Genomic DNA, 17,685 nt, shown 5'->3' with positions numbered 1-17,685 from the left:
GCACGCTCAGCGGCCGGTCCGCGTCCGCCAGGCGGCGAAATCGGCGAGGCTCTGCTCGTCGGTGGCAGGGTAGAGGCCGAGGATTGTGCGGCCCTTGCGTACCTCCTCGGTGACGAAATCCTCGTAGGCGGTCATCTCCACGGCCTCGTCGGCGACCGCGTCAGCGAGGTGGGCCGGGATCACCGCCACCCCGTCGCCGTCGCCGACGATCACGTCGCCGGGGAAGACGGGCGCGTCGCCGCAGCCGATCGGCACGTTGATGTCGATCGCCTGGTGGACCGTGAGATTCGTCGGCGCCGACGGGCGCGCGTGGTAGCTCGGCATCTCCAGCCGGGCGATCTCGTCGGCATCGCGGAAGCCGCCGTCGGTGACGAGCCCGGCGCAGCCGCGCACCATCAGCCGGGTCGCCAGGATCGAGCCCGCGGAGGCGGCCCGGGCGTCCTTCCGGCTGTCGATCACCATCACGGCGCCGGGCGGGCACTCCTCCACGGCCTTGCGCTGCGGGTGCGCGCGGTCGCGGAACACCGTGATCGGGTTCAGGTCCTCCCGGGCCGGGATGTAGCGCAGGGTGTAGGCCTCGCCGACCATCGTCGGGCCGCCGGCCTTCAGGGGCAGCACGCCCTGGATCATCTGGTTGCGGAAGCCGCGCTTGTAGAGGGCGGTCATCAGCGTGGCCGTGCTGACGGTCTTCAGCTTGGCGCGCGTCTCAGGGGACAACCCGGACATTCGCTTCTCCTCCCCGGGCCTCGGTCTCGGCACCCGCGGACGGTGACAATCACGCGTCGCTTGCGCCGGCCTTGGCTCCCGTCCGCGCTGGGCGCAGACTGATATCCCAGCTCTTGAGTAACACGGGGCGCCGCGCCATTGTCAACCGGCGCGGGTCGCGACCGACCCGAGCGGAGATCGACGGGGAAGCCCTTGGCCGAATTGGACTTTGCGGGCGGCAGCGCCTCGGCGGCGGAGGCGCGCAGGCCGCGCTCGCTCGCCGAGACCGCCTACGATGCCATCGAGCAGATGATCATCAGCCGCCGCCTCGCGCCGGGCGCGATGGTCTCCGAAGGCGAACTCGGCGCGGAGCTGGGCCTCGGCCGGACCCCGGTCCGCGAGGCCCTGGCACGGCTGAAGACGATCGGGTTCGTGGAGGTCCACCCGCGCCGCGGCGTCCTCGTCACCCAGGTCGACATCATCAGGCACCTCGAGCTGCTGGAGGTGCGGCGGCCCCTCGACGAGACCGTGGCCCGCTGCGCCATCGCGCGGGGCACCGAGGACGACATGGCGCGGCTGCTGGATCGCGTCGGCGGGCTGCGCCGCACCGCCGAGGCCCGCGACCGGGAAGCGTATTTCCGGCACAAGCGCGCCCTGCACGAGGGGCTAGTCGGCGCCGCCTACAACCCGACGCTCGCCGGCACCATGGCGGCGCTGCACGCGCAGTCGCGACGGTTCTGGTACACCTACGAGCCGACCGCGAGCTTCCCGGACTGCGCGGCGATCCACGCGGCGATCGTGTCGGGCATCGCGGCGCGCGACGCGGGGGCGGCCCTTGCCGGGATCGGGACGCTGTTCGACTTTCTCGACCGGATGACACGCCGGGCCCTCGACCGGCGCCCCCTGGTCTGACAGGTTGACCGCCCCGAACCCGCCCCTATTCTGAGACTGGGATATCAGACGCATCTCAGCGGCGGGCGGATCCACGGCCGATCCCGGCGCCATGTCCCGGACGCGGCCCGAGCGCCAGGGAGGAACGGCTTGAGCGGATTGCCCCCACGCACCGGCGCGCAGGTGCTCGTCGACCAGCTCCGCGCGCAGGGCGTCGAGCGCGTGACCTGCGTCCCCGGCGAGAGCTATCTCGCGGTGCTCGACGCCCTGCGCGACAGCGGCATCGACGTGCTGGTCTGCCGGCAGGAGGGCGGCGCGGCGATCATGGCCGAGGCCGCCGGCAAGCTCGCGGGCCGCCCTGGCATCTGCTTCGTGACCCGGGGGCCCGGCGCCACCAACGCCTCCGCCGGCGTGCACATTGCCCGCCAGGATTCGACGCCGATGATCCTGTTCGTCGGCCAGATCGCCCGGCGCATGCGCGACCGCGAGGCCTTCCAGGAGGTCGACTACCGCCAGATGTTCGGCGGCGTCGCCAAGTGGGCGGTGGAGATCGACGACGCGGCGCGCATCCCGGAGATCCTCGCCCGGGCCTTCCGGGTCGCGCTGCAGGGCCGCCCGGGCCCCGTCGTGGTCGCCCTGCCGGAGGACATGCTCGACGACGTCGTGGCCGTGCCGGACGCGCCGCGCGTCGTCCCGGCCGCGCCGGCCCCGTCGGGGGACGATCTCGCGCGCCTGCGGGCCATGCTGGCGGAGGCGCGGCGGCCGGTGGTGCTGCTCGGCGGCTCCCGCTGGACGGAAGGCGCCGTCGCCGCCCTGGCCGCCTGGGCCGAGCGCCACGACCTGCCGGTGGCGGTCTCGTTCCGGCGGGCCCAGCTCTTCCCCGCCGACCACCCGAACTTCGCGGGCGAGCTCGGGATCGGGCCGAACCCGGCGCTGCTCGCCCGGATCCGAGAGGCCGACCTGCTGCTGATGGTGGGCGGGCGCCTCTCCGAGATGCCGGCGCAATCCTACGGCCTTCTCGGCATCCCCGATCCCGGCCTGCCGCTGGTCCACGTCCACGCCGACGCGGCGGAACTCGGCCGGGTCTACCAGCCGGCGCTGGCGATCGAGGCGGCGCCCGAGACCTTCTGCGCGGTCCTGCCGGAGTTCGAGGCCACCGGCACCGGCCGCGCCGCCGAGGCCCATGCCGCCTACCGCGCGTGGTCCGAGACGCCTGAGCCGAAGCCCGGCGCGTTCCAGTACGGCGCGGCGATCGCGTGGCTGCGCCAGCGGCTGCCGCCGGACGCGGTGATCTGCAACGGCGCCGGCAACTTCGCCACCTGGGTCCACCGCTATTACCGGTTCCGCGCCTTCGGCACGCAGCTCGCACCGACCTCCGGCTCGATGGGCTACGGCCTGCCCGCCGCCGTGATGGCGAAGCGCAGCCGCCCGGAGCGGATCGTCGTGGCGCTGGCCGGCGACGGCGACGTGATGATGACCGTGCAGGAATTCGCGACCGCGGTTCAGTACGGGATCGCCGTCGTGGTGGTGGTGCTCGACAACGGCATGTACGGCACGATCCGGATGCACCAGGAGCGCGAGTATCCCGGCCGCGTCTCGGCGACCGAGCTGCGCAACCCCGACTTCGCGGCGCTGGCCCGCGCCTTCGGCGGCCACGGCGAACGGGTGGAGCGCACCGAGGAGTTCGCCCCCGCCTTCGAGCGCGGCATCGCCTCCGGGCTGCCGGCCATGATCCACTGCCTCGTCGATCCCGAGGCGCTCACCCCGACCATGACCCTCGCGGCCATCCGCGAGAAGGCCCTGGCGGCGCAGCGGGGCTGACCGCCCGCGCGCGCCGTCCCGGTGCGGCCCGCCCGCACCCCCACCGAGAGGAGCAGCTCATGACCCTGCGCGGCGAGAACCTGATCGGCGCCGAGGCGCGGCGCGGCACCGAGGCGGCCTTCCGGGCCGTCGAGGCGGCCACCGGACAGGCCCTGGAGCCGGATTTCCCGGGCGCGAGCCGGGGCGACCTCGACCGGGCCTGCGCGCTCGCCGAGGCCGCCTTCGACACCTTCCGCGAGACCGACCCGGAGGCGCGGGCCGGCTTCCTGGAAGCGATCGCCGCGAACATCCTGGAGATCGGGGACGACCTCGTCACTCGCTGCATGGCCGAGACGGGGCTGCCCCGGCCGCGGATCGAGGGCGAGCGCGCCCGGACGGTCGGCCAGCTGCGCCTGTTCGCCGGCGTCGTCCGCGAGGGCAGCTACGTCGAGGCGCGGATCGACCCGGCCCTTCCGGACCGCAAGCCGCTGCCCCGTCCGGACCTGCGCCTGCGCCGGATCGCCGTCGGCCCGGTGGCGGTGTTCGGCGCCTCGAACTTCCCGCTGGCCTTCTCGGTGGCGGGGGGCGACACCGCCTCGGCCCTGGCGGCGGGTTGCCCGGTGGTGGTCAAGGCCCATCCCGCCCATCCCGGCACCTCGGAACTGGTCGGCCGCGCCGTCCAGAAGGCGGTTGCGTCCTGCGGCCTGCCGGAGGGGACCTTCTCGCTGCTGTTCGATGCCGGCCAGTCGATCGGGCAGGGGCTGGTGGCCGATCCCCGGATCGCGGCCGTCGGCTTCACGGGCTCGCGCCGGGGCGGCACCGCCCTGATGGCGATCGCGGCCGGGCGCCCGTCGCCGATCCCGGTCTACGCCGAGATGAGCAGCATCAACCCGGTGCTGCTGTTCCCCGGCGCGCTCGCCGCGCGGGGTGCCGCGATCGGCAAGGCCTTCGCGGCCTCGCTGACGCTCGGCGCCGGACAGTTCTGCACCAATCCCGGCCTGATCCTGGCGCTGCCGGGTCCGGGTCTCGACGCCTTCCTCGAGGCGGCCGGCGCGGCCCTGCGCGAGAGCCCGGCCGCGACCATGCTGACGCCCGGCATCCAGCGCGCGTACCGCGAGGCCGTGGCGCGGGTGGCCGGCCACGCCGCCGTCACCCGCATCGCCGAGGGCACGGAGGGCGGGGCGACCCAGGGCCGGGCGACCCTGTTCGCCGCGGACTCGGACGTGTTCCTGGCGGATCCCGAGCTGCAGGAGGAGATGTTCGGCGCCTCGGGGCTCGTGGTGCGCTGCGCGGACTTCGCCGCGATGCGGGCGGTCCTGGAGCGTCTGGAGGGTCAGCTCACGGCCTCGCTGCACCTCGCGCCGGAGGATCACGCGGCCGCCCGGGACCTGCTGCCGCTCTTGGAGCGCCGCGTCGGCCGGATCCTGGTGGACGGGTTCGGAACCGGTGTCGAGGTGGCGCACGCCATGGTGCATGGCGGGCCTTACCCGGCAACCTCGGACGGGCGCACGACCTCGGTGGGCAGCCTCGCAATCGACCGATTCCTGCGGCCTGTCAGCTATCAGGACGTCCCCGACGCCCTGCTGCCGGCGGCGCTCCAGGCCGCCAACCCGCTGGGCCTGCCCCGCCGGATCGACGGCACGCCCGAGCGCCGCTGAGCCGCTTCGGGCAGGGGCCGGACGGCCGCGATCCGCCGCTTGCCAGGGGCGGGCGCGGCGTCTAGACAGCCTCCGCTCACCTTGGGGCGTCGCCAAGTGGTAAGGCAGCGGTTTTTGGTACCGCCATTCCCAGGTTCGAATCCTGGCGCCCCAGCCAAAAACCTGAGGAAAAACAAAGCCCTCAGGACCGGGACATAACGGACACCCCGGAACAGAAGGTGTTTTTCCGGCGCACATACCCCGGCACAAGTTGGCATGCCAGTTCGGCCAGCTCTCGATAGGTGGGTGATGGCAACGATCTATCAGCGCGGACGCACTTGGTGGGGACGGGTGACCGTCAACGGTCGAGAGCACCGAGGATCGCTCGGCACGCATCACGAGGCGATCGCTCGCGAACGGTTCCGGGACTGGGCTTTGTCGGTCGGCTCACGCAGCCATGAGCACGCTGTTCGCGGCAGCCTCGGACCGATGTCTTCCACCCCGAGCAGGCCGCGCGGCTCGATCTACGCCATCGGGTACGGCGATAAGGTCAAGATCGGATGGGCCGTCTCGTCGCCTCTGGAGCGGCTTGCCGCCCTGCAGATTAGGTGTCCAGAAGATCTAACGCTGTTCGGCAGCTGCCCTGGCTCGATCAGCGAGGAGCGCGCCCTCCATCGCAAATTCGCTCAGCATCGCATCAGGGGCGAGTGGTTTTGGATGAGGGACGAAGTCGCCGAGTGGGTCGAGCAGCACCGCACAGCCGGCCTCCGCGCAGCTTGATAGGCACAGTCCCGAATGGCCAAGGAACCGCCGACCGTCTCCGAGCTTCGCAAGGCCGCCGAGGTCACCGACCAGGAGATCGACGCCGCGGTCGACGCGGTGCTCGCGGATCTGTCGACCGAAGCCTACCCGCTCGCGAAGGGCTGGACCCTCGACCTCGTCGAGACGATCCGCACGAACGCCCGCGCGGCCGAGGCGCTGACCACCGACAAGCCGGCCTGGAAGCGCAACATGGTCCGGACCGCGATCTTGCTGGCGCATCCGGTGAAGGGATGAGCGAGGATGAACCCAACTGCTCTCGGATGGATGATCGCGATCCTGGTGGCCGGACTGGCGCTCGGCTTCGAGGCCTTCAGGCTCGGAGCATGGGCTGGGCTTGGCCTGTACATCCTGGCGCTGGTTGTCCTCGTTAACCCGCGCTTCTGGTGGCCGAGCCGGCGTCGCCTCAGTCGGTGAAGGGATGAGCGAGACCGATCCGATCACGAAGGCCGCAGAGGCGCTGATCGCTGCCGGTCACTCGGTCGAGCCGATGGGCGCTGGCTTCGCGTTCTGGATCGTCGATGGCAAGGGATTGAGCGGCAGGGAGCTGCTCGCGATGGCAGCGCGGCTCGGCCTCATCGACTCGCCGAGCGACCGGCAATAGGTCTGCTCGATGTCAGCAGAGACCGATCCCCCGCCGCCGATAGATCCGGTCGAGGCGCTCAAGCACATCAGGGCGCTCATCGAGGGCTCGTGCGAGACGACTTACGGGACACGGGCCGAGCCGATCATCCAGATGATCCAACAAATCGTCGATAAGGCCCTGCCGCCGAAGCGGCGACGCCGGGTGACAAAGCCTTGAGCGACGAAGCCGAGCTTCTACGTCATCAGGCCACTACCCAGCGCATGATGCGCCGGCTCGGCGGGTTCGCCCGTGGGCTCGGCCTCGACGAGGCCGCCACGTGGGAGATCGTCGAGCAGATCGCTGCTGATCTGCCGGACCAGGACGATGGGGACCGGCTCGACGCGGCCCGCCAGCGCATGATCGTAGCATCAGCGTAGCCCAGCCGGTGCCGAAAGCCCCATCGCCTCGAGGCGCCCGGCCTCGTCACGACATTCGCCGTCGCGTCTTGGCGGCGCTGACGTCCGAGCCGTCGACCGCCACCGAACTCGCCGAGCGCGCCGGAATCCCCGGCCGGGAGCGCGCCATGCGCGCCGCTGGCGCACTGGTGCGCCTGGAGGCTGAAGGCCTTGCGGTCAGCGAGTTGCGCCGGAACGTCACGCGGTGGCGCTCCGCGGCGGCCGCTCCCGCCTCTCGATGATCCGCGCTCGATCTCGCAGGGTGACCTCGTGCATCGGCCATTCCAGGCATGCGGCATCGAACGCCGCCTTGGCCATCGACAGCGGGTAGATGGTCGCGAGGTGAAGCTCGACGTTGCCGCCGGTCTCGCGCCAGATCTCGACCGTGTAGGGTACGCCGGGCGGCACCGGCGGGATCTGCTTGGCGGCCGGCGGCAGCGTGATCGCGGCGAGGCAGAGGCGCTCGTACTTCCGCGCGGGTGGCGCCCCGGGCGCGCGCTGGAAGCGGCACGAGGCCGTGAGGTGCCGGAGCAGGTCGAGCGACGAGATGTCTGCCCCGTAGCGATCGATCAGGCTGGCGACGGTGTAGCGGCCCGAGCGCTTGCAGGTCGCGCAGTCGACGTACACCCGACCGGGCCCCGCATCCCCCAGGCGCCCCATTCTGGTGGCCCTCCGCTCGCGAACGAATACGGAACAAGCCCGAGGCGGCGGCGCGCTTCAACCGGCGGCGGCCGAGGCGCACGAGATCATGGTGGAGCGGTGTGGATGACGTTCGGAAAGCCGAGACCGGTCAGGCGCTTCGGCTGACCCGCGCCGCGAACTCCCAGACCGGCGGCCCCCAGGTCTGACCGGGCTTCGTGCGGTAACCGGAGAAGCGGTCGAACACGATCCGGTCCGGCTCGACGCCGACGACCTTGCTGTCGTTGACCATCAGCGCGCCGGCATACTCCACGCGCAGGAAGCCGTGCTGCGGATGGACGCCGAAGAGCTGCGGCGCGGTCCAGCCGAGCCGGTGCGCCTCGGCGCCGTGCTCGTCGATGAAGGCCAGAGCGTTCGCCCGCATCGCCGCCCATCGTGTCGGGGTGAGGTATCGGCACGGCGAGGCGTGCTCGGACAAGCGCTCGATCTGGTCGCGCCAGGAGGCGACGGCGGGCGGGAGGCCAGACATGGCGGGGGCGTAGGCCCGTTGCCTTAACGAGGCGTCACCCTACCGGGCTACGAGCGACGAGGGCGCACGAACAGGCGCTCGACGGCATTGTCGGCAAGCGCATCGCGTATCAGACTGTGAGATGCAAAGAGCTAGTGTTCGGTCGCCCAACGAGCAAGTCGTGCTTTTTGGAAATCTAACCAAGCCTCGATGTCTTTGAGGCTGGCTTGACTAAATCGTTCTGGAAAACTCAGAACTACTTCGCCTTCCGGAATGTTACATATATCGGCGCGTGATCCTGCGGCCGCGACATGCGCGCCCGGTCGCTGCGCCATGTGAGCCTGTTGCGGTTCCTGCATCGCCGCCTCCATTCGTGGGGCTGAGCCGCCTCCGCTTGGCTGAGCCTGATCCCACTCTGCATCTTCGTCGGCCTCGCCTGCCGACCGCGAAGAAACGCTATCAGAAGCAGCTAGGTCGGCAAACAGGAGATTGTCGGAATAGATAGCAAGCAACTCATTTGCTGCATTCTCGGAGTACCCAAAATCGAGCTTGAGCGTGCTCCGCGCGATAGGCTCAGAAGGAGGCTTCGCCTTCCAGTGCGCCCAAAGCGCCGCAAGTGCCTTGGGTTTCAAGGCAAAGTATCGATGCGCTTCTGCGTGCTTCTCCGGGCGCTCATCGAGGAAGTAACGTCTAGTTTCTTCGGTGAGCCTGATCTTTCTCGCCTCGTTTGCGCCAATATCCTGCACAATTCCATAATATTTTAGGGCAGCAACAGTCTGGGACCCGCCACTAGCTTTTGGGCTATAGCCCCAAACGGCAAATGCATCGGTGGTCACTACTGGATGATCGCCAGCCTTATCCCATAGTTGCTTCGCTCGATCCAAAGCTTTCCGCAAGGGAATAAACGGGTAGCGTTCTGGTCCGGCCGCCATCGTTTTTCTCCGTCAGTTCTCCCGCAGGATACCGTCCGCGGGAGAAAGGGCAAGAGAAATAACAGGAGAAGCGATGGAGAAGTGTTGACGGCGGCGCCTTGGGCGTTATCATCAACGGCGGGAGGTCGCGATGACCACACCTGTCTGGCCCCTAGTGCTCCGATCCTCGGTGCGATGGGGCTGAAACGACGAAGGCCGGCCCCGCGCCAACGGGAAACCGGCCTTCTAGAGGACCAGCAACCGGGCGGTCGGCCCGACTCCTAGGTGCTCGTACAGTTCCTAGAGTCGCACGTCGGCCGCCCACCCCGCAAGCCTTTTCAGATGGAAAGGTAACGGCCGTGGTGTGGGTTCAGCCCTACGTCCGCTGGCGGTTCGGTCAGATCGAACACGTCTGCGGCCACTTCCGCTCGCTGCCGCAATAGGCGCAGCACAGCTGCGTGCAGGCGAGCGTGATGCGGTCTGTGAGTAGCACTTGATCACCGTGTGATCCTGGCCGTCGGAATGTCTCCGGCGGTCACACGTGTAGTGGCTCTAGGAATGACTATGGATCTCTCACTCTTGGTGGCGAACGCGCTACCGATCATCTGCATCGTCTGCGCGACGGTGCTCGCACTTCGTACCCGCGAAGGTTGGGGCTGGATGGTGCTCCTCGCCTTCATCACCGCAGCGGTGCCAAAGGCCCCCGATAAGGCGTCGACCTCCGTGCCACACGTGGTCACGCCGGATCAGCCTCCGGCCGCAACTCCGTGAACTGGCAAGGGCGTCTCAGCGAGAACTGGGACGCTCTTTGACTTCGGGCGCAGATCACCCGCTCGGCCCCGCCCCGATCTGCTCAGGGGGCGGGGGAGCGTCCGATCTCACCAGCGTGTGAGCCGAGCCGGTACGCAACTTGGCTGGGCGTCAGGATGGCCGGCAGCGGTTACCGCGCCGTGCGGGCGCCGGCCGCGCGAGCGTCCCGCGCCGGGATTCTGCGCATGAAAAAGCCCGCGCCGGCGGCAGGCCGGGCGGGCGGTGATCGTCGTGGGGCCGGCCTCAGATCAGGTACATGGTGCCGGTGGTCTTGAAGGCCTTCGGGCAGTTGCTTTCGTCGACCAGCTTCTGGGCCTCAGCGAGGGTCAGGTGCCGATCGGCGGCTACTTCAGCCAGAGTCATCCACCTGCTCTGCATCGTGCGCTCCTGCTTTCGCGGTCAACGCGAAGGTCGACGGATCGTTCACCCGCACGAAAAAGCCCGCGCCGGCGAACCGGGCGGGCTGATCCAGATCCAGGCCAGTGGGGGCAAGGGCTTGGATCCAACGCTAGGATGCCGGCCTCAAGTTAACGAAAAAGCCCCGCGTGAAGATCTGCGTCCCATGTCGGTTGCGGTCCGTATGAGAAGCCATTTCGGACTGGTATGCCGGCGGAATGGCAAAGCCGCTTTCGTCTACGCCGCCGCTCCTCTCATTGCGTCCGATCCCCGCGGTTCGGCGGCGCCTTCTCTTCTACTTTCCTGGCTACGACCCCGATGCGGAGCGGCGCTATCGGACGCTTTTTGTGCGCGAGTTTCGGCGGTACGCGAGGCTTTTCAAAGTTGGCCGACCCCACGTCTCTACTGCGAGTTCAAGTATAGATAAGCAGGTGCAAACCTGGACCGTCAGAGTAGGCGAAAGTAAACAGACCGAAACAATCTATGCGGTGATGCTTTGGGACGACATCGTGCGTGCAGACATGGATCGCTCGCTATTCATCAGCGCCCTCTTCAATGCATTTGCGCTCCTGCGCGTCGTTGCCAACGGGACCTTCTTCCGTATCTTCAAGGCAAGTTGGAAGTGCGGGTGCCTCATTCTGTACCCGTTCGTAATGACGCTCCTTCTCGCCGGCGTTGTGCTCCTACTGGCGGCACTGAGTTACCGGGTGCTGACCACCGCTTTCGGCTGGCCTTCATGGATATCACTGGCCCTCGGGGCCGCGGCTGGATTTGCGACACTGCACCGGATGATGCCTTGGCTTGAGCGCGCATTCCTGTGGCAGCTGATGAATGACTGGGTCTTTAATTGGCAGCACGCCAATGGCCGCCGTCCGGACTACACTGCGAGGCTGGAGGCATTCACCGATCACATTCAATCGCAGATTTCCGGAGCTGAAATCGACGAGATCCTGCTGGTCGGTCATTCGACAGGCGCGCTCACGGCTGCGGAAGTTGCGGCGCGCCTCTTGGCTAGAGATAAGCAACTCGGTCGTGATGGGCCAGCTCTGTCTCTTCTAACCCTCGGTTCGAGCTTGCCGATCGTAGCGATGCAGCCAGGCGCACATCCAATACGCGCTGAGATCGAGAGCTTAGTGGCATCCAACTCCCTTGTTTGGGCCGATTACCAAGCGCCGCAGGATTGGATGAATTTTCCTGGTTTCAATCCGTCGAGGGATCTACATCTTCGCGTGTCGCAAGCGGAGGCCGCTAATCCCGTTATACGCTCTGCTGAATTCCGCCGGATCATGTCGCCGCAGGTCTACCGTAGAGTCAACACAAGCCCGTTCAAGACGCACTTTCAGTTTCTTATGGCCAATCATACGCCGGGGATTTACGACGTTTTTGCCTTAACTCTCGGCCCGCTATGCCTCCGCGATCGGGTGCTCGACGAGAACGCGAGCACGCTCGGCAATTCGTATTCCATACAGGGATACATAGATGAAGTAAGCCACACTTCTATCCGCGGCTGGGGTTATGATTCCAGCGCCGGAAGCTCGGGAATAGAAATTGGGATTTTCGTGAATGATTGCCCGGCCCAAATTGCTGTCGCGGACCAATTCCGTCAAGATCTCATGACTGCCAGAATTGGAAATTCACACCATGGGTTTGAGTGTAAATTCGATCCACCCCTAAGCACAGCCGAAGATCAGAACATTTTAGTCCGAAGATTGGCCGACAATTTCGTAATTGGGGCCGTGGTCTTACGTGCGACCGGCTGAAAGTAGGGAGATCGCCCTGACAGAGAAAAACCCCGCGCGGCGGTGCCGGCGGGGCTAAAACGACGAAAGGCGCCCTGGCCGAAGCCAGGGCGCCACGTCGAGATGATCGGCGCGCTCTGCGCCGGTGTTGCAAAACTCAGCGCCGAGCGGGAGCCCGTGCATCCCGCTCCAGCTCGTCGATCCGGCGCTGCATGCCCTGGATGGTGTCGCGCGGTGTGTTGAGGTCGTAGAGCCCCTGCCGGTTCTGGTCGGACTGGCGCTGCAAATCCGCATCGCGGGCGCGTTGGGCGGCCCACATCTGCTCGTGCTCGCCGCGCGGGACAAGCTGCTTGGTGATCGTGTCGAGGTCGCGCTCAACCCGCTCGACCCGGGCATCGGTCAGGCGCTGGAGATCGTCCCGGCGCTGCGACACCACGGCGAAGCGGGTGTCGAGGTCCTGGCGCGGCACGTAAGCCTCGGTACGCGCCTCCACCTTGGCGATCGCGCCCTCGAGGCGGCCGTTGTTCGAATTGACCCAAGTGAAGAACATGCCGCCGGCGACTGTGCACACGGCGAGCATGATGTTCACCGGCGCCCAGTTGATCGAGCTGCGGGTCTTCAGATCGCTCCGGATGTCCTGCATCACCGAGCGGATGTCGGAGACGGCAGTCTCCAGGATGCCGAGCCGCGTATCCGTGTCCCGCGGCTGCATCTGCATCTGCTGGGTCTGCTGGAGCTGCTGCGTCATGATCCTGGCCCCCAAGGCCGGAGTGCCGCGCGCCGGTGCTCCGGTCGTGCGGAGAGAGGCTTGTCCCGCGAGCGCGAGGGGCCGGATGTCGGGTGGGGAAGCCCGTGAAACTTTCACGGGCTTGAAGGGCTACGGCGCGGCTGTTTCCGGCGCTGGCGCGGGATGCTTCATCGCGTCGGCGAGCGTTCCGTACCGGTCCGCGGCATCGGCGAGGCCGTCCGCGTTGGCGTCGCCGTAGTCCAGGGCGCGGCGCGCGTAGAGACGCGCATCCTCGCCGCGTTTCGGCACCGGCCGCGGCGTCGGCGCCGGGACGATGTCAGCGACCGGGGGCAGCGTGCGAACGCCGGGCGCCGCGCTGGACAGCCCACGCGTTGTCCCGCAGGCGGCCGATGTCAGCGTCAGACAGCCCGCAAGCGCCCATCGGGCCGAGCGAGCGCAGAAGCTTCGCGTATTCAACATTGCGTTTCTCCGCCGCCGCCTGGGCGCTCGCGTTGCGGGCCTCGCCGGCCCGGGCGGCCTGTTCGGCGGCCCGGGCGGCAGCCGCGTCGACGCGCGCCTCGGCGGCGTCGCGGGCGAGGCGGTTGATCTCGGCCTGCCGGTCGGCTTGCCGGTAGCCGGCCGCCTTGCCGATGAGGAAGGACAGCCCGGCGCTGGGGAGCGAGCCCAGCGTCAGGCCGGAGAGCAGGGCGAAGGCGACGGCGCCGACGCCCAGGAGGGCGGCCCCGCGCTCGGCGAGGCCCTTGATGCGATCCAGGAGGGCGCGCATGTCAGGCCGCCTCCGACGCGATCGCAGGCGGCGCGGCGGCGGTCACCTCCGGAGCGACGGGATCGTCGACCGCGACCGCGGGCAGGTCCTCGTCGGCGTTCATGTCCACCACCAGGGTGGCGGAACCCGCCTGCACCTTGTCGGCCGCCGTGTGCCCGTACTTCACGATGATGCCGGCGACGCCGGCGACGACCGCGAGTCCGCCGAGGACGTAGGGCATCCACGCGAACCAATCGCGCATCACCTCGAGCTGCTGCCCGAGCTCGGACACGGGTGCGGCGACCGCGGAGGCCGAGGTCACCACCGTGGTCGAGGCCGTCGAGATCAGCGGCCGGGCTATCGTCTCCGGGGACACCACCGCCTTGCGATGGCCGCCGACCTGGTCGACGGCGACCGGCGCGGGCCCGACGCTGCCCGAGGCCCAGCCCTGGCCGATCTTCTGCGCGTTGGCGATCCGGGCCGACCAGCCCTTGCCGTAGGTCCGCCAGGTCTTGAGGCCCCGCAGGGTCCCGAGGCGGGCCGCGCAGTAGCGCGCGATCAGGGCGTCGTTGTCCTCATCCTGGCCGACCGCGTGCAGCGTGACGTCGCCGATCGCGCCGTCGACCGCGCCCGGGTAGCCGACGAGGCTGCGCTGCAGCCAGCGGATCGACTGCCCGACACCGCTGTTCACCCCTCCGTCGAAGACGACGAAGTCGACGCCGGCCGGCAGCTCGTCGCAGGCCGCCTTGTCCCAGTAGAGCGCGCGGTAGATCGCGGCGATCTGCGCGTCGGTCGCGGTCCAGACGTCCGCGTTCGGCAGGCCCTGGCGGCGCAGCCACGCGGTGTAGACGCGCTGCGTGACGCCGCGCGAGGTACGGCCGCCGGGATCTCGCGGATCGTCGACGTTGCCGCCCTCGTAGACGCGCACGCGCGCATAGGCTCGTGCGAAACCGTCCTTCGCCATCGGTCAGGTCCTCAGAAGGGGATGGAGAGGCGCAGGCGCAGCGGCGCGAGCTCGTCGAGCTCAAGGGTGCGCAGACGGCCGGCATCGTGGATGAGCAGGCCGTTCGGCGCGATCGGCGCCGCGGCCAGGAGGCTCGCGGCGCCCGGCCGGGCCGGCAGGTGCGGGCGGGCGGTGGCTGCGGCCGGCACGCCGAAGACTAGGACGGCGGCGATCGCCGCCAGGACCTGAGCCCGCATCAGCGCGCGTCCGCCACGCGCCGTCCGGACGACACGACCTCGACCCGCACCCGGGCGAGGCCGCACGCGCCCAGCGCCCGGCAGGAGCCGGTCGACAGGTCGATCAGCCGGCGGAGCCGACGATGCGGGCCGCGGTCGTTGATCCGGACGACGATGCTCCGGCCGGTCGCGAGGTGCGTCACCCGAAGGCGGGTGTTGAACGGGACGTCCCACATCGCCGCCGTCAGCCCCATCGGCCTGAACCGCTCGCCGTTGGCCGTCAGCCCCTTTGGGTTGATGCGGAAGACCTCGTGCCCGTAGGTCGACGCGATGCCTTCCATGGCTCGGACGTGGCCGGGCACGAGCAGCAGCGCGCAGGCGATCGCCGCCCGCAGCGCGAGGCGCTGGAGGATCATGGTGGTCTCCGGAGATGTGGTGGGACCTGCGGGCGGCCCGTCAGGGGCATCCGGTCCCCGCGCGCGGGGCGGCTCCGATCCGAAAGGGCGGAGGTCGGCGGCCCGCCACCGTTCCCGAAGATTTCGGGAACGGTCGGGGCTCAGTCGCTCTCTTCGGCGGACAGGTGCAGCGTGACGCCTGTGGTCGCGGCCTGGAACGGGTCGTAGTTCGCGAGGCTGCTCAGGAGCGAGATAACCGCCGGCATGGTGCGGGACTCGCGGATCACGCCGGCGATGGCCACCGACTTGTCGGCGTTGAGCGTCAGGGCGGAGCAGCGGAACACGTAATCCCGCGCGCCTGTGGCCTGGATCGTGTGGCGCAGGACCGGAAGCGCCGTGAAGATCCCGGCCGGGATGGTGACCGACACCGCGCCGCCGACGGCGACCGGGACAGCCTTGGCCCAGGTGGCGACGGGCTGTTCGCTCAGCCCGGACGAGCCGAGCCCGAGAGGCTTGCGGCGGGGCATGGCGCCGGCCTCCTCAGGCGCGGACGACCGGGACCTGCGGTGCGAACTGCAGGTGCCCGGCCTGGGTGGCGACGCCGACCTGCTGGAAAGTGCGCCCGGCCGCGGTGGCGCCTGCCGCTGCGACGCCGCCGAGCGCGGTATCGGACAGGAAGGCGAGGCCCGGGCTCAGGCCCTGGACCGCGGTGTTGAGCCCGGACAGGTAGACCGTGGCCTGCCCGCCAGCCGCGACAGCCGCGAGCACGAAGCCGTCGGCCTGCTTGCCGGTGGTCGAGCCGTCGGCGTTCCGCGCGGTCGGCGCGCCGCTGTTCGCATAGACGTTGACCAGGGCGCCGGCCGAGAGCGCCTCGGAGGCGACCATCTGCTCCGTGTCCGGACCGACGCCGGTCGGCATCATGGTCACGTCGAGTTGGCCGGCCGCGTTGAGCGCCACAACCTGGAAGGCGTTGGCGACACCGCCCACGATCACGGGCACGTATTCGACGAGCGACTTCACGCCCTGCGCCAGAAGGCGCTGGACGGCGGTCAGAGCAGCCATGGGGATCTCTCAGGGTGCGAGGAGGACGGCGGGCCCGATCGCGAGCACGAGGCGCGTGGGCGTGACGAAGCGGCCGATCGGCAGAAGCAGGCCGCCCGAGGGCGGCACCTGGGTGATGGTACCGTCGATCCCGAGGAAGGCCGGGCCTGGCTCGAACGCCCAGGACGGCTCCTCGACCGGACCGCGGGTGACGACGTCAACCAGCGCGCCGGCTGCGGCCGCCCCAAGGGTCAGGCCGAGCGTCGCCGCCGCGCCATCGGGATCGTCGCAGGAGGCGTAGGCGACGGAGCCGTCGCCCAACGGGCGCACGAGGCGCTGGCCGCCGAGATCGGTCGCGGCGATCGGCGTCTCGACCGCGTCGCCGGCGGGGCGCTGCGCCAGCGTCCGGACGAGGTAGGCGAGGCAGGAGGCAGCGTCCGCGAAGGTCGTCCCGTCGAGGCCGGCGATCGCCGTGTAGGGCGCGCACACCAATGCCTCACCGGTGGTTGCTCGGGCCACGGTGATCATCGGCCCGGCGGCGGTCGCGACCAGGGCTCGGGGCTGAAACAGCTCCGCGACGCCCTCAACACGAACCCGCGCGAGGATGGCGTCGAAGCCCAGCGCGTTCACGGCGTCCTCGGCACGAAGGTGCTCTGCGGGGCCACCACCACGCTCTCCTTAAAGATCGAGGCCGGGACGTCCGAGGTCAGCATCAGCTTGGCGCCGTTGGCCTGGACGTAGGTCAGCGTCTCGAACTTCACCGTCAGGGTGACCCGCTCATTCACGCCGGCCGGCTTCAGGAGGTCGGCGTTGTCCGACGTGATCGGCCCGAACGGCGAGCCGGCGTCGACCTCGAGGCTGATCGTGCCGCCCGCGCGCTGGGAACGGACGATCAGGTTGACCTGGACCTCGAGGCGGTCTGCCGATGGCCGCCCGACCACCTTGGTGCCGTCCCAGAAGCTCTGCCCGATGAAGGGCGGGTTGAGATGGTCGAGGGTCAGGTTCGGATCCGGCGCGAACACGAGCTGCAGCGGCACGTTCGCGTCGAGCGGGCTGCCCATTACGGCCGGGTCGACGCTGTTCGGGTCGGCCACCTGATGCGAATAGGTGATGACGCCGAGGCCCGTGGTGATGCCGGTCGGACCCGTGGCGCCGGCCGGCCCCGCCGGCCCCGGGATGCCCGGGGTCTCCAGGCGCACGACGCTGGGTGCTGCTGGCGCAGGGATCCGGACGATGCTGGGTCCCGTCGAAGGCGCTGGCACGCGCACGACGCTCGGGTAGGCGAGGCCGCCGCTCACGCCGCGCCCCGCACCTTCAGCGGCCCGTAGACCCAGACCTGCGTATGGCCACCGGCGAGGCACCGGAGCGCGTACCGGGCGACGGCGCCGAGCGGGATGCCGGCGCTCTGGTCGACCGTGTAGGACCAGGTCACGGTGCCGCTCGGCTGATCGACCGCGAGCCCGCCATCCGGCGAGGTCGCGGTGATCGAGCCGTCGGCCGCTAGGCCGGCGAAGGCTGGGCCCGGGCCCAGCACGCGCCAGGTGATCTCCAGACGGAACTCGGCGCCAGCCGGGATCTCGGAGGCACCGATCGCACCGAAGCCCCAAACAAGCGGGGGTGTATCGTCACCGCGCCAGATCGCCTGCGGGACTTGCGCGGGTCCGGACATGGCCGCTCCGATGTGTTTGCGCTTGACGAAGGG

General features: G+C 69.3%; 27 protein-coding genes and 1 tRNA gene. 12 read left to right on the top strand and 16 right to left on the bottom strand.

Going from position 1 to position 17,685, the window contains the following annotated elements:
* Nucleotides 1-6 precede the first annotated feature (6 nt).
* Nucleotides 7-726, bottom strand: a complete 720-nt coding sequence (locus BM419_RS20270; protein ID WP_012319094.1) for a ribonuclease activity regulator RraA — start codon at nucleotides 724-726, stop codon at nucleotides 7-9.
* Nucleotides 727-918: 192 nt separating this feature from the next.
* Here BM419_RS20270 and BM419_RS20265 point away from each other — a divergent pair, with 192 nt between their 5' ends.
* The 10 genes from BM419_RS20265 to BM419_RS20225 all read left to right on the top strand — a co-directional run bounded on the left by BM419_RS20265 (nucleotide 919) and on the right by BM419_RS20225 (nucleotide 6,854).
* The gene (locus tag BM419_RS20265; RefSeq protein ID WP_244540811.1) at nucleotides 919-1,617 is read left to right on the top strand and encodes a GntR family transcriptional regulator; all 699 of its coding nucleotides are present in this window, start codon (nucleotides 919-921) and stop codon (nucleotides 1,615-1,617) included.
* Nucleotides 1,618-1,746: 129 nt separating this feature from the next.
* A complete protein-coding gene (locus BM419_RS20260; protein ID WP_091927519.1) occupies nucleotides 1,747-3,417 on the top strand; it encodes a thiamine pyrophosphate-binding protein in 1,671 nt (556 codons plus the stop codon).
* Between the two features lie 59 nt (nucleotides 3,418-3,476).
* A complete protein-coding gene (locus BM419_RS20255; RefSeq protein WP_091927518.1) occupies nucleotides 3,477-5,054 on the top strand; it encodes an aldehyde dehydrogenase (NADP(+)) in 1,578 nt (525 codons plus the stop codon).
* Nucleotides 5,055-5,136: 82 nt separating this feature from the next.
* Nucleotides 5,137-5,211, top strand: a tRNA-Gln gene (locus BM419_RS20250).
* 131 nt (nucleotides 5,212-5,342) lie between these two features.
* On the top strand, nucleotides 5,343-5,813 hold the full coding sequence (locus BM419_RS20245; protein WP_175556339.1) for a GIY-YIG nuclease family protein: 471 nt from the start codon (nucleotides 5,343-5,345) through the stop codon (nucleotides 5,811-5,813).
* A 15-nt stretch (nucleotides 5,814-5,828) separates the two neighbouring features.
* A complete protein-coding gene (locus BM419_RS20240) occupies nucleotides 5,829-6,089 on the top strand; it encodes a hypothetical protein (RefSeq protein ID WP_091927516.1) in 261 nt (86 codons plus the stop codon).
* A 6-nt stretch (nucleotides 6,090-6,095) separates the two neighbouring features.
* The gene (locus tag BM419_RS32485; RefSeq protein WP_175556338.1) at nucleotides 6,096-6,269 is read left to right on the top strand and encodes a hypothetical protein; all 174 of its coding nucleotides are present in this window, start codon (nucleotides 6,096-6,098) and stop codon (nucleotides 6,267-6,269) included.
* A 4-nt stretch (nucleotides 6,270-6,273) separates the two neighbouring features.
* On the top strand, nucleotides 6,274-6,456 hold the full coding sequence (locus tag BM419_RS20235; protein WP_091927515.1) for a hypothetical protein: 183 nt from the start codon (nucleotides 6,274-6,276) through the stop codon (nucleotides 6,454-6,456).
* Between the two features lie 9 nt (nucleotides 6,457-6,465).
* On the top strand, nucleotides 6,466-6,654 hold the full coding sequence (locus tag BM419_RS20230; RefSeq protein ID WP_091927514.1) for a hypothetical protein: 189 nt from the start codon (nucleotides 6,466-6,468) through the stop codon (nucleotides 6,652-6,654).
* Entirely contained in the window at nucleotides 6,651-6,854 is a 204-nt protein-coding gene (locus BM419_RS20225; RefSeq protein ID WP_091927513.1) for a hypothetical protein, read from the top strand. The genes BM419_RS20230 and BM419_RS20225 overlap by 4 nt, the downstream gene beginning before the upstream one ends.
* Nucleotides 6,855-7,070: 216 nt before the next feature.
* Here BM419_RS20225 and BM419_RS20220 read toward each other — a convergent pair whose 3' ends face one another.
* The 3 genes from BM419_RS20220 to BM419_RS31995 form a co-directional block, all read right to left on the bottom strand.
* Nucleotides 7,071-7,532, bottom strand: a complete 462-nt coding sequence (locus BM419_RS20220) for a hypothetical protein (protein WP_091927512.1) — start codon at nucleotides 7,530-7,532, stop codon at nucleotides 7,071-7,073.
* 130 nt (nucleotides 7,533-7,662) lie between these two features.
* Complete coding sequence (locus BM419_RS20215; RefSeq protein WP_244540810.1) at nucleotides 7,663-7,935, bottom strand: hypothetical protein; 273 nt, start codon at nucleotides 7,933-7,935, stop codon at nucleotides 7,663-7,665.
* Nucleotides 7,936-8,171: 236 nt separating this feature from the next.
* Nucleotides 8,172-8,951 (bottom strand): hypothetical protein, encoded by a 780-nt coding sequence (locus tag BM419_RS31995; RefSeq protein WP_139257093.1) that lies wholly within the window; start codon nucleotides 8,949-8,951, stop codon nucleotides 8,172-8,174.
* Between the two features lie 543 nt (nucleotides 8,952-9,494).
* On the opposite strand from BM419_RS31995, the gene BM419_RS31990 reads away from it, so the two are divergent.
* Nucleotides 9,495-9,701 carry a hypothetical protein gene (locus tag BM419_RS31990; RefSeq protein ID WP_139257092.1) on the top strand — a complete coding sequence of 69 codons (207 nt, stop codon included), beginning with the start codon at nucleotides 9,495-9,497 and terminating at the stop codon, nucleotides 9,699-9,701.
* A 282-nt stretch (nucleotides 9,702-9,983) separates the two neighbouring features.
* Here BM419_RS31990 and BM419_RS33260 read toward each other — a convergent pair whose 3' ends face one another.
* Nucleotides 9,984-10,118, bottom strand: a complete 135-nt coding sequence (locus BM419_RS33260) for a hypothetical protein (protein WP_280141968.1) — start codon at nucleotides 10,116-10,118, stop codon at nucleotides 9,984-9,986.
* A 449-nt stretch (nucleotides 10,119-10,567) separates the two neighbouring features.
* Between BM419_RS33260 and BM419_RS20210 the strand changes: the two genes are divergently transcribed.
* Entirely contained in the window at nucleotides 10,568-11,896 is a 1,329-nt protein-coding gene (locus BM419_RS20210) for a lipase family protein (RefSeq protein WP_175556336.1), read from the top strand.
* A gap of 136 nt (nucleotides 11,897-12,032) precedes the next feature.
* Here the strand turns inward: BM419_RS20210 and BM419_RS20205 are convergent, their stop codons facing one another.
* The 11 genes from BM419_RS20205 to BM419_RS20160 all read right to left on the bottom strand — a co-directional run bounded on the left by BM419_RS20205 (nucleotide 12,033) and on the right by BM419_RS20160 (nucleotide 17,652).
* The gene (locus BM419_RS20205; RefSeq protein ID WP_139257091.1) at nucleotides 12,033-12,593 is read right to left on the bottom strand and encodes a hypothetical protein; all 561 of its coding nucleotides are present in this window, start codon (nucleotides 12,591-12,593) and stop codon (nucleotides 12,033-12,035) included.
* Nucleotides 12,594-12,752: 159 nt separating this feature from the next.
* The gene (locus BM419_RS32475; protein WP_175556335.1) at nucleotides 12,753-12,911 is read right to left on the bottom strand and encodes a hypothetical protein; all 159 of its coding nucleotides are present in this window, start codon (nucleotides 12,909-12,911) and stop codon (nucleotides 12,753-12,755) included.
* A gap of 28 nt (nucleotides 12,912-12,939) precedes the next feature.
* On the bottom strand, nucleotides 12,940-13,389 hold the full coding sequence (locus BM419_RS20200; protein ID WP_091927509.1) for a hypothetical protein: 450 nt from the start codon (nucleotides 13,387-13,389) through the stop codon (nucleotides 12,940-12,942).
* A 1-nt stretch (nucleotide 13,390) separates the two neighbouring features.
* A complete protein-coding gene (locus BM419_RS32725; protein WP_091927508.1) occupies nucleotides 13,391-14,332 on the bottom strand; it encodes a glycoside hydrolase family 108 protein in 942 nt (313 codons plus the stop codon).
* An 11-nt stretch (nucleotides 14,333-14,343) separates the two neighbouring features.
* Nucleotides 14,344-14,568, bottom strand: coding sequence for a hypothetical protein (locus BM419_RS20190; protein ID WP_091927507.1), 225 nt, complete (start codon nucleotides 14,566-14,568; stop codon nucleotides 14,344-14,346).
* Nucleotides 14,568-14,963 (bottom strand): septal ring lytic transglycosylase RlpA family protein, encoded by a 396-nt coding sequence (locus tag BM419_RS20185; protein WP_091927506.1) that lies wholly within the window; start codon nucleotides 14,961-14,963, stop codon nucleotides 14,568-14,570. Before BM419_RS20185 ends, BM419_RS20190 begins: the two co-directional genes overlap by 1 nt.
* A gap of 140 nt (nucleotides 14,964-15,103) precedes the next feature.
* On the bottom strand, nucleotides 15,104-15,469 hold the full coding sequence (locus tag BM419_RS20180; protein ID WP_091927505.1) for a hypothetical protein: 366 nt from the start codon (nucleotides 15,467-15,469) through the stop codon (nucleotides 15,104-15,106).
* 13 nt (nucleotides 15,470-15,482) lie between these two features.
* A complete protein-coding gene (locus BM419_RS20175) occupies nucleotides 15,483-16,004 on the bottom strand; it encodes a hypothetical protein (RefSeq protein ID WP_091927504.1) in 522 nt (173 codons plus the stop codon).
* A 9-nt stretch (nucleotides 16,005-16,013) separates the two neighbouring features.
* On the bottom strand, nucleotides 16,014-16,613 hold the full coding sequence (locus BM419_RS20170; RefSeq protein ID WP_091927503.1) for a hypothetical protein: 600 nt from the start codon (nucleotides 16,611-16,613) through the stop codon (nucleotides 16,014-16,016).
* Nucleotides 16,610-17,182, bottom strand: a complete 573-nt coding sequence (locus tag BM419_RS20165) for a hypothetical protein (RefSeq protein ID WP_091927502.1) — start codon at nucleotides 17,180-17,182, stop codon at nucleotides 16,610-16,612. Before BM419_RS20165 ends, BM419_RS20170 begins: the two co-directional genes overlap by 4 nt.
* A gap of 95 nt (nucleotides 17,183-17,277) precedes the next feature.
* Nucleotides 17,278-17,652 (bottom strand): hypothetical protein, encoded by a 375-nt coding sequence (locus BM419_RS20160; RefSeq protein ID WP_139257090.1) that lies wholly within the window; start codon nucleotides 17,650-17,652, stop codon nucleotides 17,278-17,280.
* Nucleotides 17,653-17,685 lie beyond the last annotated feature (33 nt).

It is taken from the genome of Methylobacterium sp. yr668 (genome assembly GCF_900116245.1).
GTDB lineage: Bacteria > Pseudomonadota > Alphaproteobacteria > Rhizobiales > Beijerinckiaceae > Methylobacterium.
The sequence above is the reverse complement of the archived record's forward strand: the minus strand, read 5'-3'. Positions and strand labels throughout refer to the sequence as shown.